We start from the raw sequence: 15,296 nt of genomic DNA, 5'->3' as shown, positions 1-15,296 counted from the left end.
AAGATTTAAGATTTAGACAACAAGGAGAACAAATATGAAGCTGAATGATAATTGGAAAATTCGCGATTTTGTTGTGGGGGAGGCCAAAGATTTAGAGGTGGCGTCTCCCGATTATATCGATTACTACTGGATCTCTGCTAACGTACCGGGAGATGTACACTCTACATTAATAGATCGGAACATCATTGAGAATCCCTTTTTTGGCCACAACGATCAAAAATGCCGCTGGGTAGAAGAGAAGGTTTGGTGGTACAGAACCGTATTTCATTGTGACGATCCATTACAAGATGGAGAACGAATGGAGCTGGTGTTTGATGGTCTGGATACATTTGCTACCATTTACTTGAATGGGGTTGAACTTGGCTCAACCGACAATATGTTTATTCGACATACATTTGAAGTGACACGGGAATTAAGGCGCGGTAACAATACGCTTGCTGTTAAATTTGATCCGATTCGTGAAGTGGTAGGCCATCAAGTTCAGAATTATTGGTCTGGGTTCAGTAAAAAAAGGATTTGGACTCGCAAAGCGCAGAGTCATTTCGGTTGGGATTGGGGACCTCGGCTTGTATGTGCAGGGATTTGGCAGGATGTTCATCTCGAGAAACGGACTTTCGCTAAAATTGATCATGTGTTTGCCAGAACTGTGCGTTTGGATGAAACGGCGGCTGAGGTGCAGATCGATGTAGAGCTTCGGACCTTTGACAAAAACAAAAATTACGAGACACAAGTTCGCTTAGCTTACGGTGATCAAGAGATCATGGCAACTGCCATGTTTGAAAAAGGTAAAGCGCATATGACGATGCGGGTGGAGGATGCCAAGTTATGGTGGACACATGATCTGGGCATCCCTCATTTGTATGATTTGCGTGTCGATGTTCTCGCCGATGGTGCATATATAGATGCACATGTTCAGAAGTTTGGTATTCGTACGGTGGAAGTGCTCCGTCACGATGAGCAGGGGAATGCTTGTTTTACGTTCGTGCTAAACGGCGTCAAAATATTCGCCAAAGGAGCAAATTGGATTCCAATAGATAGTTTTATTGGAAGTGTTTCCGATTTCAGATATTCTCACCTGATACAAATGTCCAAGGATGCGAACATGAACATGTTACGAGTCTGGGGCGGCGGCGTTTATGAACGCGACGTTTTTTATGAGGAATGCAATCGTCAGGGTATTTTGGTATGGCAAGACTTTATGTTTGCTTGTGCACTCTATCCTGACTATAACAAAAATTTCATGGATAACGTCCGTCATGAAATTACGGAGGTAGTCAAGCGCCTCCGCAATCACCCATGCCTTGCCATTTGGTGTGGTAACAATGAGAACGATTGGCTTTATGAAGCGCTGCATTCCTCTGGTGAAATTAAAGATCCGTTCTACGGAGAGAAAATATATCATGAAATGATGCCTGAGATTTTAGAAGAGCTAGATCCTACACGGTTGTTCTGGCCAAGCTCGCCGTACGGCGGTAATGATCACAACTCGCGTGAAGAAGGCGATACGCACAATTGGCAAGTATGGCATGGAAACATAGAACCGCGGACATTTGGGGAACCTCAGCTGCAAGATTATAGTGTAGAGGGTCTCTCTTTCAAAAAATTCAAAGGAGACACCACTAAATTTTCTAGTGAATTTGGAATGCATGCTTCATCCAATCGTTATACGCTGGAACGGAACATGCCGAAGGATATGTTCTATTGGGGTAGTGAAGAAATGGCTTATCGTAATAAGGATAAGTATTACCCTAAAGGGATTTTACTGATGGAAGGTTACACGGGGGTACCTGAGGATATTGAGCAATATATGGACTTTTCGATGCTAACACAGGCGGAAGGCTTGAAATATGGAATCGAGCATTATCGACGCAATAAACCGGAAACGAGTGGGGCGTTGTACTGGCAGTTGAACGATTGTTGGCCGGGTACGAGTTGGTCTGTTATCGATTACTATGGTTTACCGAAGGCTTCATATCATTATTCACGTAAATTTTTTAGTCCAATTTTGCTTACGTTGGATCACGATGCAGGTGAGGATTTGAAATTATGGGCATTGAACGATTTGCGATCTGCGTACAACGATGAGGTAGAACTTGCTGTTTATAATTTCAGTGGGGAGAAAAAGTTCAGCCGCACCTATAGCGTATCGATCAGAGCGAATAGCGGTGAACAAATCGACGTGTTGTCTGAAAGTGAGGCATTAAACGGGCTTGATCCAGCTGAAGTGGTTATTGGTATTCGTTCTATGCAAGAAAGAACAGAAGTGAATTATTATTTTTTCCGGGACCATAAAGATATGAAGTATACGACCGCCAAGCTGACGGTTGACATTGACGAAGGCAAATCAGAACTACGTATTTCGACAGATCGGTTTGCACGTATGGTGAAAATTGAACTTTCGATGGCGTATCTAGTTCTTAGCGACAATTTCTTTGATTTGCTCCCAGGGGAGACGAAAGTGATTAAGATTCATCAGGCACAAGGACATGCAATTCCTTGGGAAAGTCTACGAGTACAAGCGATAAACAGCAAATAAGAAAAGGAGTGGGGAAAATGAGAGCCGCAGTGTTGCGAAAAACGGGAGAGATAGAGTTATCAACATGGAAGGAAGAGATGCTGGCTCCAGGTGAAGTGCGTGTTCGGGTGAAGTGCTGCGGCATTTGTGGTACAGATCAGCATATTTACCACGGCCATCCTGGATCAGCGGCAGTAACTCCGCCGATTGTTCTTGGACATGAACTTGCAGGTGAAGTCATTGAAGTCGCTAGCGATGTCATTTCTTTAAAGATCGGTGACCGTGTTTCGATCGATCCGAATATATATTGCGGTAGCTGTCGCTACTGCCGTAGTGGTCGGGTGCATCTGTGCGATCGGTTAGAGGCGGTCGGTGTTACACGGGACGGTGGAATGGGCGAGACTTGCGCTGTGCCTGCAGCGAACTGCTATCGTTTGCCAGATGGTATGAGCGATATCGAGGGCGCTATGGTTGAGCCACTTGGCTGCGTGCTGCACGGAATGAGGAAGCTTTACATTCGCTCGACCGATACGGTGCTTATTATTGGCGGTGGCTTTATAGGTCAACTTTTCTTACAGCTTGTCAAACGGCAGGGAGCGGCCCGAATTGTCGTAAGCGAGCCGGCTGATAGCAAGCACGAACAACTGCTTCGACTCGGGGCGGATGAAGTAATGGATCCCCAAGATGCGGCGCAGCAGCTAATAAACGATGCCGATGTTGTTATTGAGTGCGTAGGACGCAAAGAAACGATGGAGTTCGCCATAGAAGCGGCGTGTAAAGGCGGGCAGGTTCTTCTCTTTGGCGTGTCTTCGCCCGAAACTACAATTCAACTATCGCCATTTTCGGTATTTTCCAAGGAACTGAAAATTATGGGATCTTTCATTAATCCCTATACGCATGAAGAAGCGATTTCACTTCTTCATCAGCAAATCGTACAGGTGGAGCCGCTGATCAGTCATCGTTTTCAGTTGGATGAAATTCCAGATGTGATGGGATGTTATCCAACGCTCCAAGTAAGTAAAGGAGTTATCCTTTTTAGTAAAACTCAGTGTTTTTAGTTTCAGAGATATGAGATGGCTCTAAACCAACATCAGTATCTGCAGAAAACCAGGAATAATGTTCGATGTAGCGAAGGTGACGGAATGTCCTGAAGAAGCGCAAGCGTTCGCCTACAAGTTTTCCGTAGGAACGCTACTTCGAAAGCATATACTTGCCCTCTGATTTCAACCGCTATGCGGTATCCAATCAAGAAATCGGAAGGCAACAGCGATCGGAAGGACAATCCGTTATCGTAGCGGCATCCTACACAAATGTGTGTGGACTTTTTCAGAGCTCTCCATCATACGTAGGTGTTGTAAGGCGTTCACATTGATTCTTGCGTAAGCTTCGTTACCTTACTTCTTGGTATTCATTCATAAGTGTATCCATAATTTGTTGAACGCTTCTAATTTCTTTAATCTTATGCACCTTTGAACCGGCAAAAACCAACCCATTCTGTACATCGCCGATAATGGAGTTATTCAGGGCTTCCATTGTGCAGAAACGAAACGAACATATTTTCAGGCACTTATGGCATTTCTTAATGCGCAATTTCGTTTCCTCATTGCTTATAAGGTCTGTCAATCGGTTCTTTATCGCTCTACCGTATAATCCCACCGTAGTTTTAACCAATATCGTATCTTCCTGCTCCGCCTCCACATACATCTGCTTGAAGGCTAGTGGAGCGTCACATTCGTGACTAGCCACGAAATGTGTTCCGATCTGAACACCGGACGCACCTAGTCTCATGGCTTTGGCGATATCTTCTCCTGTCATGATGCCACCGGCTGCGATAACTGGAATATTAACGGCCTCCACAACCTCAGGAAGAATATCAAATAAAGGTCGATCTGTACCCAAGTGACCTCCCGCTTCAAAACCTTCCACCACTAACGCTGAAGCACCTAATCTCTCAGATAGTCTTGCCACTTTTGCAGATGAAACGATAGAAATGACAGGCGTATTATGCGCTTTTCCCCATGCATACATATCTCTTGAAATACCCGCCCCTGAAATGATAAAATCCACTTTTTCTTCTAAAGCAGCCTGCATTTTTTCAGCGAAATCCTTTACAGCAAACAAGACATTAACCCCTATATACCCCATTCGTTCCCTGGACTCTTCTCGAGCTTTACGAATATGCAATCTTAGTTCTTCTATCGTTATGCCTGTACCTGAAATGGTGCCGATCCCACCTGCATTAGCTACAGCCGCGGCAAGACCACTCAAGGAAATTCCGACCCCCATACCACCTTGCATGATGGGTACTCTTGATTTAATATGACCAAATTGTAACATCGGAAGCTCCAATATGAACACCTCTTTCATGATATGATTGCCAATCTTTGAAATATTGTGATTTGAATATCACCTTTTACAGTACTATAGCTGGAAACATGATCATATGATTCAACTCACAGTCCAATTAGTATGGGGCAGGGAATATCGCCGGGAATTATGGTAATTGAACAATAGCCATCATTTGAACAAAAAGGAGCCCACACTTTGAAAAAGTATCTATTACCTGTACTTATTTTACTTACTAGTGCACTCTATATTTTCATAATTCCATCGGATCCACACGCCGTTAAACTCCTGTTCAAGTTAATTCCGATGTGGCTCATTATCACGTATGCGTACTTTCAAATTCCTAAACTTAGACAACACCATCATAGATTGCTATTAATCGGATTGTTCTTCTGTATGTTAGGCGATGGCCTACTGAGTTGGTTTGTTGTTGGATTATCTGCCTTTCTTGTTGGGCACATATTTTATATGATAGGATTCTTCACAAAGTGGCGCTTCTCGAAGCTTCGATTCGCAAGCGTTGTTCCGATTGCCGTATATGCTTCAATCATGGGCTGGGAGATTGTTCACGCATTGATTCGAGACAACAATGAATCCTTGATCGTACCTGTTCTTCTCTACATAAGCGTCATTTCCTTAATGACATGGTCTGCTATTATGACCGGTCACAAATGGGCGATTACCGGAAGTATATTGTTTACGATTTCAGATTCTGTTCTATCATGGAACCTATTCGTCTCGAACGTTGCTTTCTCCGGTGTATTCATCATGACAACCTATTACTCCGCTCAATTCTGTATGGCCTACAGCATTCGGACATTGGCAATGCATAAGAGCAGAAAGACGTTATTAGGTGAAGAATTAGAAATGACTGTGTTATAGAGTTATAGAAATTAGAATCACCGGTTATTAACTACATGCTCGGCGAAAGCAACCATATCCTTGACTTCAATAACCCTTCCATCATCACTCGTGAACTTCTTCTTAGACGTGTATCCACCCTCGGATAAATTAAAGTACACATGTCCGATCTTATGCGCAGTATCCTCGTGTAAAGCCATAATCCTCGCCAATAACTTAAGCCTTATGGTGAAAAGGACAAGCGATTTCAGCCGACGAGACTTCGGTTGTCTCCTTATTGTCACATTCATTCGAAAGTGACACATGCTCGCTATCAGCTACGTTACTTGGACTATCTAACTCTCCTAGCCATCCTTGATAGGCTGGATTTTGATAAAGAAATTGGGGACTCAGATCAAGTTCCTTCAAAGATTGATCGTGCCAGATTGGCGTTGCGGACGGTGACATAGGCGGAATAAGCCAAGACCAGCGACTTGACACCTCACGACCCCGTTCCTCTTCTTGCTGCTGGAAGCGAACGAATTGATCTGCCGCCGTATGATGATCCACAATGCTAACACCCGCTTGCTTGAATGAATGAAGCACTGCACGGTTCAGTTCAAGAAGCGCTCGGTCCTTCCACAACGTCGTGTTAGTGGAACGGTCCAGCCCCATCAGATCAGCAACTGTCGGCAGAAGGTTGTAACGACTGGTATCACCTAAATTACGTGAGCCAATTTCAGTCTCCATATACCAACCATTAAACGGAGCAGCTGTATACAAGATCCCACCGATCTCAAGCTGCATGTCCGAAATGATCGGTACAGAATACCAACGTAGCTGAAGCTCCGGAAATCGTTCAATCTCTGGATGACTTAAGCGTACTTCCTGAACCAAGTGTGCTGGTATGGGAAACAAGTGAGGGTCTTCATCCCCTATACCGACAACGAGCGGTAACACATCGTAATCTCCGCCTGTTCCTTGCCAACCAAGTTGCTGACAAACACGAGTGAAGTCATCCGATGCTGGATCTCCTGAACGAACAGACCCTTCAACGCTTGGATACCCGGCATACCGAATCAATTGATGGTTCCACACACGGATACGGCGAGCAGGGTCCTCGCCACTACGGAACACCGTTAGTACTGGACGAATACGTCCTCCATTATTCGCTCTTTCAATGTGTTGCAACAATGCTTCCGCTACCTGCTCCTCGTTCTCTGCCTGTCGTGCATCGATGACCTCAAGTTTATCCCAGAACAGACGGCCGATGCAGCGACTATTGTGGCGCCAAGCCATTCGTGCTCCGTGTACCACTTCCTCTTCTGTATGATGATAGCTACCCGAGTTATCTATTTCTTCGAGTATCGCAATCAGACGCTTCTCTGTCACTTCTTCTGACTTATCCAGCTCAGCGTACATAAGTCGGATGAACGCATCCGCCTTCTTGGTCAACTCTTCGATGTTTGTATCCATGTTGATCACTCCCTGTTTTCCGGTCATTCTTACTTTCCAGAACTCTTTTGTTTAGTATAACATTCGTGCTACCGCTGCCACATCTATCAGCTATTACAGGTTTGTGTACTTCACATACATAAATCCCCATTCGTAATCGAATGGGGTATATTTCGCGATGACATATGTGTATGGTTACAAACTTTGTTTCAAACGGTCCCATTGTAGTAAATGGTGACGGAAGTGCATCTCAACGAGCATAAACCATTCTTTCGCATTTAACGCACCGAATCGAGGATGGGCGACGGTATTGTGCAGGGATGCTTGTTCAATCGTGGATTCGACCTCTTTCATCCGTCTGATCACAGTGTTCAGTCCTTCGACAAGCTGCTCTTTACTTTCCGGTTGTACAGGCGTATATTGCGGTGAAGGTGGAACTTGAATACGTACAGGCGGAAACCCGCCTTGATCAAATAACGCCCGCCCCGCTTCTGTTTTCTCCCCTTTAGAAACAACGGAAGTCTTATCATTCGTCATGCAATGATCAATATTACGAAGAGACATGTGAAGAGAAGAGTTAATCAGATGTAGAACCATTTGCCCCATTGACCACTCGTTCTCACTCGGTTGACGCACCAACTGCTCCAAACGAAGTCCATTTAATTCTTGCAGATAACGATTCGCACTTCCTTCAAAACGTTCCAAAGCTTCGGTTGTATTCATAAGTTTAACTAGCTCCTTCTCATCAATATAGTCATACTATACAAAAACGCTACTGACAACAGTATGTCAGTAGCGTTTAAACACTTTCTCAGCTTCTTCACGAACCCGATCTCTAAGCGATTCAGGCTCCAATACTACAACCTCCGCTCCCCATCCGAGCACCCATTGCAGATTTCTAAATGGTTATCTGAATAATAACTTTATCCTTTTCATACTGAAATTGAATATCGCCCTTGTATATCTCAACCGTTCTTTTAATAATCGTTAATCCATTACCGCTGAGTGCATCTCTATTTTCTTTTGTTGTATATCCATTTTGAAATAGGCTCTTTTGTTCAACAGCTGTAAGTTCAGCCGTGTTCTCTACTGCAAACACATATTTATCTCCAATTGTTTTACATATGACACGAATCTCCTTTGGTTGATCACCCCAATAAGCCTCGGTTGCTTCAATCGCATTATCCAAAAGATTAGAGTAAATTCTCGCCAAATCCATCGACTCGACTCGACTATACTCATTCTGATCCGTCTCAAAGTGCATTTGTATATTTTTAGATTGGGCAAATTCCCACTTGCTTTGAAATACAACCATTAGGATCGGATTTTTAACACGTAAGGACATATCCACCATCTTGGATTCAATCGCAAGCTCCTTTAAATAGTCTCTCGCTTTATCATGCAACTGCATGTCCATTAATCCGCCTAGAACCTGAAGATGATTGATCATATCATGTCTGCTTGATTTAATAGCATCTGTTACTCTTCTAAGCTCTGAGATATACATTTTTTCTGATTCTTTCAAATCCTGTTTCAAACGGAGTTTATACCATTGGTATAATATGAACGTAACAAGTAACAACACAACAGCAAATAAAATATCAATGACAAAGATGAAGAGATTACTTTTAAGGACTTGGCCACTTATTTGCTTTAACTCCTCAACACCAATGTCAATGGCAATAACACCAAGAATATTTCCACCACCACTGTAAAATGGTACTCCGACCGATAAGTAAGAACCGTTAAATTCATCTTTTATAATATTAGTAAAATAGTTTTGCCCTCTTTTAGCTTGCCTTACTTGAGTAACAGGAACTGTGCAAGCAGATTCTATTGGTAAATCGCTCATATTTGAGGGAACTGCAGATACCATGACTTTAGATATATCCGAATCATCAAGCATTAAAACATATACATATAAAGCGTTGATTCGCTTGAGATATTGTTCTAAATATTGTTTTATTTGTTTGTGATTCTCATCATCCTGTTTAGATGATAGAAACTTTTCATAAACTTCTTTATCTAATCCTTCTGCAATATCTTTGGCTATTTCTATATACTGCTTTGCAAGCGTGGTTTGCGCCGATTTATTAATAGAGTAATACGATATTAACAATTTGACGCTCATCAGAGCGCTTAGCACAATACATGAAACAATCATAAAGTATACCATTCTCTTTTTCGAATACAAACTGTTGCATTTCATCAACCCAGTCCTTTTGTCCTATGTCTTATGTCTCTAGACTATTATCATCGGAATATTTAACCCGATTAATTAGATTATACTCCAATACCATAACAAAAAGAGCCTCAACATAGTGACAGATTGTCAAACCAACTGTGACATGGCTTGGTTTAACAATCTGCGATATGTGCTCGGCTCACTAGGAAAGGCTCTAATCGTAATATTGTACCTTTAACTCTTTTTGATTCTTGTTCTTGATTGTTTTGTTAGCAACCAACGTAATGCTATGCGTAATAATATCAACTCTGGGAAGTTTGAATAAATAAAATTACGATAAGTTAGTTTTCACTTCAAACAAATGTTTCACTAATTCACGGTTTTTATCTTTAAAGAGGTCATTATGTGAAGAGACCATTCCGTGACCATAAGCTTCTGGCATAATATATTGCTTCGCTTTATTCACAGCATTTGCCGCATCTTGGAACGCCCCTGCGATTAAATGGAGTTTTCCTTCGTGATTCAAAATATCCCCTGCAGCATAGATCCCAGGCACAGATGTTTCACTCATGGGACTACCTGCAATACCGTACTCATCTGCCATTTCAATGTTCAATCCACTATTCGATGTTAACTCTTTATCACGTTCGTAGCCATGATTTATGATCACTTCATCAACAGACAGTTGAATCTTATTTCCATTCTCACCGCTAAGCAACTCCACTTTCTCAATGGTCTCGTGGTCACTTGCGGCAATAAGCTTTTCAATCGATGTATTCAATAAGCATTCAACAGAACTATTGAATAGGCGCGTAACTTCTGCCTCATGTCCCTTCAACATGTCTTTCCGATAAGTCAAATAGACTTTTTTCGCAATCGGTTCCAATTCATTTGCCCAGTCAACAGCAGTATTTCCACCTCCGGAAATCAATACGGTTTTCCCTTTGAAACGTGCGAGAGATTTCACTGTATAATGCAAATTGGAAACCTCAAAACGTTCAGCGCCTTCAATTTCTAGTTTTGTTGGATTCAAGATTCCTCCACCAACAGCTAAAATAACTGTTTTGGACAAATGTTTTTGGTTTGTAGATGTCTGAATAACAAAGTTTCCATCTTCATCTTTGTTAATTGACGTCACTTTTTCACCTAATACTACCTCGGGCTCAAAAGTTAACCCTTGCTGAATCATTTGTTCAATCAGTCGTTCTCCTGTAGTAGGTATGAGTCCACCTATATCCCAAATCATTTTCTCTGGATAGACATGCACTTTCCCTCCTAAAAAAGGTTGGAACTCAATTATTTTTGTTTTCATTTCCCTTAAACCACTATAGAAAGCAGAAAAAAGTCCTGCTGGGCCACCACCAATAATTGTAACATCATACAGTTGTTCTGAATTCATTATGAATGCTCCTTTTCATCTAGTCATTATGTAAAAAGTTTTGATAACCGAAAGTAAAATCCTCCCCATGCCATGAAGCTGACCTGAGGAGCACCATTTCTATTTTTCGAGATTGGTGAGCCAAGTCGTTAGTTCTTCAATCTGAGCAAGGACGGCAATCGGATCATAATACCAAGAGCGTTCTTCCGGCCACACATAGATATGACCATTCTTAACAGCTGGAACACTTCCCCAAATCGGATCTTTCTGGAAATCTTCAATCTTTCGTCCGTTGGAAGTCATAATAATATAATCGCCGGCATAACTCTCTACCATTTCCTCAGAGAGTTCTGCCCATTGCTTATCCATAATTTCATTGGCAACTCCGCTAGGTGGCTTACGTCCAAGCGCCTGATAAATAGGCTGACCACCGCGACCAAAATTATCGCCGTATACCCACGTCGACTTGCCACCATCCTCCATAATGGAAAAACTAGCATCAGTAGCAATAGCTTTATCAACCTTGGCCTTCGCCTCGGCAATGCGCTGATCGTATTGGAGTAGCCAAGTCTTCGCTTCCTCTTGCTTATCAAGTAGCTTACCGAAATAGGTTAGCTCCTCATGAACGCCTTTCAAATCCCCGTAAGGAATAACAATGGTAGGTGCGATTTTGCTTAATACTTCGTAGTTGTCTCCATTACCAGTAATAATGAGATCTGGATTTAGAGCAAGTATATTTTCGACAGATGGTTTTCCGTACGTTCCGATATCCGACACGCCCACAAGCTTATCTTTGAAATAATAGTTCTTAATGATCAGTTCTGGCGCTCCCACCGGAATAACATCCAAGGTAATTAGACTACCCAGGTATTCCTCTGCAACAATACGTTGCGGTTTCGCAGGAATTTCAATCTCACCTTTTATTGTAGTAACAGTTTTTACAGCGCTGCTCGTGTTAGCACTTGAGTTCTCTTCTGTTTTCGGTTTCTCCACTACGCCGCTGTTTGAAGCTGTCTTTGTCTCTGTCGCTCCGCAAGCGGAAAGAACTAATACAATCAGTAGAAACAATAACGGAACAACTAACCCTAATCTCTGTGACCTATGATGTTTTTCTCGTGAATGCAACTTGAATCCCCCTCAAGCAATAATGATAATCATTCTCAATATTATTTTAAGGCATTCTGACAATTATGTCTATACACTAAAATGATCTGGCTCCTTCAATTTTGTAATGTTAGCAATCTCATCAGCTCATGCAACTGCGCCTGAGAGGATAGCGGGTCATAGCCATAAAACAAATCTGGCTTGTCAATTACATACACCCGATTTTTTTTGACAGCCTCCATCTTCAGCCATGGCTCAGACCTAAACAGACGATTCATTCTCTTCTTTGCCGCTAAATTTGAAGGTAACCCAGTAATAAAGATATGATCTGCTGGGTAGTCTACGATAGCCTCGATCTCCTCCTCTACATATCCCCATCTGTCAATGCCATGCTTAAGCAGAGAGACTGGTGGACGAAAGCCGATATCTTCATACAAGATTTGGCTTCCTCTGCCGTAGCTACTGTTAATACAGTAAGCCGAGCTTGTACCAATCTCCCACACGACAGCAGTTCCCCGTTCGCAAAGGCGCTGATCGAGTTTCTGATTAAAGGAACAAATCAGTTCATCGTAATGAGCAAGCCATTCCTCTACGTGCCACTGTCTTTCTACAATGTCAGCAATGAGGCGGAATTGCTCTCGCCAGCTTATGTTCATAAAAGACAGGCCAAGTACAGGAGCCAACGGTAGCAGTACATTATTCCCCTTTGCCGTATTATAGTCAATAATTACATCAGGATGAGCGGCAGCAACCGTCTCATAGAAAGAGGAGGCGCTTCCTCCACATTCATAGAGCTTTTGCACGGGGTTCACGTGCTTCACACTTTCTATCCAAGAGGAGTACACTCCCAGTTCCGGGGTGATACCTAATGCCAGTAAGCATGCGGTATGATTACTATTAAGAGTAACCACCCGTTTTTGCTTATGATGATAAGCGGTAGGAGACAAGCCAACTAACTGCTTAAATTTTCGACTTAAATAATTACCTTCTTTATAGCCCACTTCCTGTGCCAAATTCTCTAACTTTGGCATATTGAATAGCAGCCTATTCTGAGAGGTGCGAATCCGTAACATGGCTAGATAAGCGCTGAAAGTTTGACCCGTATGTCTGCGGAATGCACGGGAGAAATGCTCTGGACTCACCTGCGCCAATGTGGCCATCTGCTCGCGCGTCACATCCTCATGAAAATGCGTGTCTATGTAATGAAGTACTTGTTCCATCCACGAACCTGTTTGCTGAAGTCGCCTTTCAATTTCTTCAGACAGCTCTGACAGTAGCTCAACAAATAGCTGTTGGAAATGAAACGGCTTACTGTTGGATAGATTTCTCGAAACTTTTTCTAGCTCTGCCGTCAGACTTATGATGTTCAATGAACAGTCCCAAAGAGGTTCAGGATACTTTAATACATTCGGTTCTGCGCCATCACTGTTCAAGCAACGGTACCTGATCAGAATTCCCTCAAACCTTGTATGCAATTGAGCAGACAACTTCAATTCGTTGGAATTATGCCAAAGTACTACACAACCACGTGACAACGCATATTGCTGTTCGTTAAGAGTGAGTAAGCCATTTCCATTTGAAACAACAAGAACACAAGGACACGATGCCATTTCTTCATCTGTCGTAATTAAGGTTTCTTCCCAGTTCGATATACTAACAGGTAAATAATAGGTGTGAGAATACGGGATACGATCCTTTGATAGCCTATCTTCCATCACCATGTTCCTTTCTTAATCAGACTCCAAATTGTGCTTGGTGAAGTCTGTTATAAGCTCCTTCTACAGCTAATAACTCATGGTGACTTCCTTGCTCGACAATGCCATCCTCTGTGACAACAACAATGCGGTCTGCATTTTTAATCGTTGCTAAACGATGTGCAATGACAAGTGTAGTACGTCCTTCTGATAATTCCGTTAGGGCCTGTTGAATCGCTACCTCTGTTTCTGTATCCAGAGCAGATGTTGCTTCATCTAAGATCAGAATAGATGGGTTTTTAAGGAACATTCGAGCAATGGAAAGCCGTTGTTTTTGTCCACCAGACAATTTGACGCCTCGCTCACCAATCAATGTATCCATACCTTCAGATTGGGAGAGGATGACTTCTTCCAACTGCGCTCTTCTAGCAGCTTCCCATATATGCTCATCAGAAGCACCTAACTTGCCATAAGCTATATTCTCGCGAATCGTTCCATCAAATAGGAAGACATCTTGTTGGACAATCCCTATCTGAGTGCGTAGGGATTCAAGAGTCATTTGTCGGGTCTCAATCCCATCGATCATTATAGATCCGCTGTTTATATCATAAAAGCGAGGTAACAGACTACAGATCGTCGTTTTCCCAGCACCTGATGGTCCAACAAGTGCTACTGTTTCACCTGCATGAATCGTTAAATTAATATTTACTAACACATTCTCTTTACCCTCATAACCAAACGACACGTCTTGGAACTTTATATTCCCTTCTAAATGCCGGACAGCTATCGCGTTCGGAGCATCGGCTACATCGGGCTCTGTCTCAAGCATCTCTACATAACGTTTAAATCCAGCAACTCCTTTGGGATACATTTCAATAACCGCATTGATTTGTTGAATCGGTCCTAAGAATACGTTCGATAGAAGAACAAAAGCAAGAAACTCTCCGTATGTCATTTGTTTATTAATAACAAACCATGTACCGCATAGCAGAACAAACAACGTGACGAATTTCATAAGAATATAACTAATGGATGAATTCCACGCCATAATTCGGTAGGCAATCAATTTCGAATCTCGAAAGCGTCCATTATTTTCATTGAATTGAGCGATTTCATGCTCTTCATTAGCAAATGCTTGAACAACACGCATACCACTCACATTATTTTCTACACGTGCATTAAAATCAGCGATATCTGCGAAGAAACGTTTGAATGCTATAGACATTTTTTTACTGAAATACAAGGAAAGACATATAATAAGGGGTACAATAATAAAAGTAAGTACAGCTAATTGCCAATTTATCGAAAACATGATTGCAAATGCGCCTGAGAGCGTCATAATTGCGATAAATAAATCCTCAGGTCCATGATGCGCGATTTCACCAATATCCATTAAATCGTTTGTCATTCTTGAGACTAAATGACCTGTTTTATTATTATCAAAAAAGCGGAACGATAACTTCTGTACATGAGTGAAAAGATCTTTTCGCATATCGGACTCTATATTAATGCCTAGTTTATGTCCCCAGTAGGTGACAACATAATGGAGAGCCGAACTAATAATATAAATTCCTAATAACAAAGCACATCCCCATAAGATCCAACTCCAGTTCGAGCTAGGTAATAAATTATCCACTACACGATGGACAGCTAGCGGAAAGGCAAGTTCTAATAATGCAGCTATGACCGCACAGGAAAAGTCCAAGATGAATAGCCTTCGATAAGGTTTATAGTAAGAAAAGAAACGTTTTAACAATATGTATCACACTCCAGCATTTG

General features: G+C 42.2%; 12 protein-coding genes and 1 pseudogene. 3 read left to right on the top strand and 10 right to left on the bottom strand.

The genetic code is table 11. From position 1 onward, the window contains the following. Nucleotides 1-34 precede the first annotated feature (34 nt). Entirely contained in the window at nt 35-2,536 is a 2,502-nt protein-coding gene (locus PGLA_RS18345; protein ID WP_068535659.1) for a beta-mannosidase, read from the top strand. Continuing rightward, the gene (locus tag PGLA_RS18340) at nt 2,497-3,573 is read left to right on the top strand and encodes a zinc-dependent alcohol dehydrogenase family protein (protein WP_245700112.1); all 1,077 of its coding nucleotides are present in this window, start codon (nt 2,497-2,499) and stop codon (nt 3,571-3,573) included. Before PGLA_RS18345 ends, PGLA_RS18340 begins: the two co-directional genes overlap by 40 nt. A 331-nt stretch (nt 3,574-3,904) precedes the next feature. Here PGLA_RS18340 and PGLA_RS18335 read toward each other — a convergent pair whose 3' ends face one another. After that, nucleotides 3,905-4,882, bottom strand: a complete 978-nt coding sequence (locus PGLA_RS18335) for an NAD(P)H-dependent flavin oxidoreductase (protein WP_068535655.1) — start codon at nt 4,880-4,882, stop codon at nt 3,905-3,907. Between the two features lie 177 nt (nt 4,883-5,059). On the opposite strand from PGLA_RS18335, the gene PGLA_RS18330 reads away from it, so the two are divergent. Next, on the top strand, nt 5,060-5,743 hold the full coding sequence (locus PGLA_RS18330) for a lysoplasmalogenase (RefSeq protein WP_068535653.1): 684 nt from the start codon (nt 5,060-5,062) through the stop codon (nt 5,741-5,743). A 17-nt stretch (nt 5,744-5,760) separates the two neighbouring features. Here PGLA_RS18330 and PGLA_RS28130 read toward each other — a convergent pair whose 3' ends face one another. The 9 genes and pseudogenes from PGLA_RS28130 to PGLA_RS18295 all read right to left on the bottom strand — a co-directional run bounded on the left by PGLA_RS28130 (nt 5,761) and on the right by PGLA_RS18295 (nt 15,273). Then, nucleotides 5,761-5,922 carry a hypothetical protein gene (locus tag PGLA_RS28130; protein ID WP_211269586.1) on the bottom strand — a complete coding sequence of 54 codons (162 nt, stop codon included), beginning with the start codon at nt 5,920-5,922 and terminating at the stop codon, nt 5,761-5,763. Between the two features lie 16 nt (nt 5,923-5,938). Then, the gene (locus PGLA_RS18325; RefSeq protein WP_068535651.1) at nt 5,939-7,177 is read right to left on the bottom strand and encodes a nitric oxide synthase oxygenase; all 1,239 of its coding nucleotides are present in this window, start codon (nt 7,175-7,177) and stop codon (nt 5,939-5,941) included. Between the two features lie 174 nt (nt 7,178-7,351). Then, nucleotides 7,352-7,879 carry a DinB family protein gene (locus PGLA_RS18320; protein WP_068535649.1) on the bottom strand — a complete coding sequence of 176 codons (528 nt, stop codon included), beginning with the start codon at nt 7,877-7,879 and terminating at the stop codon, nt 7,352-7,354. Between the two features lie 66 nt (nt 7,880-7,945). After that, nucleotides 7,946-8,062, bottom strand: a pseudogene (locus PGLA_RS27025) (WCX domain-containing protein); the annotation flags it as partial. Beyond that, on the bottom strand, nt 8,055-9,320 hold the full coding sequence (locus PGLA_RS18315) for a GHKL domain-containing protein (RefSeq protein WP_245700107.1): 1,266 nt from the start codon (nt 9,318-9,320) through the stop codon (nt 8,055-8,057). The gene PGLA_RS18315 and the pseudogene PGLA_RS27025, both read right to left, overlap by 8 nt. Before the next feature lie 352 nt (nt 9,321-9,672). Further along, nucleotides 9,673-10,740, bottom strand: a complete 1,068-nt coding sequence (locus PGLA_RS18310) for an NAD(P)/FAD-dependent oxidoreductase (protein WP_068535644.1) — start codon at nt 10,738-10,740, stop codon at nt 9,673-9,675. A 99-nt stretch (nt 10,741-10,839) separates the two neighbouring features. Then, on the bottom strand, nt 10,840-11,844 hold the full coding sequence (locus PGLA_RS18305) for an ABC transporter substrate-binding protein (protein ID WP_084411243.1): 1,005 nt from the start codon (nt 11,842-11,844) through the stop codon (nt 10,840-10,842). Nucleotides 11,845-11,939: 95 nt separating this feature from the next. After that, on the bottom strand, nt 11,940-13,538 hold the full coding sequence (locus tag PGLA_RS18300) for an ABC transporter substrate-binding protein (RefSeq protein ID WP_068535702.1): 1,599 nt from the start codon (nt 13,536-13,538) through the stop codon (nt 11,940-11,942). 19 nt (nt 13,539-13,557) lie between these two features. After that, nucleotides 13,558-15,273: an ABC transporter ATP-binding protein gene (locus tag PGLA_RS18295; RefSeq protein ID WP_068535643.1), complete on the bottom strand. Its 1,716-nt coding sequence runs from the start codon at nt 15,271-15,273 to the stop codon at nt 13,558-13,560. Nucleotides 15,274-15,296 lie beyond the last annotated feature (23 nt).

Origin of the sequence: Paenibacillus glacialis, from assembly GCF_001637205.1 — a bacterium.
Lineage (GTDB): Bacteria > Bacillota > Bacilli > Paenibacillales > Paenibacillaceae > Paenibacillus_AQ > Paenibacillus_AQ glacialis.
The sequence above is the reverse complement of the archived record's forward strand: the minus strand, read 5'-3'. Positions and strand labels throughout refer to the sequence as shown.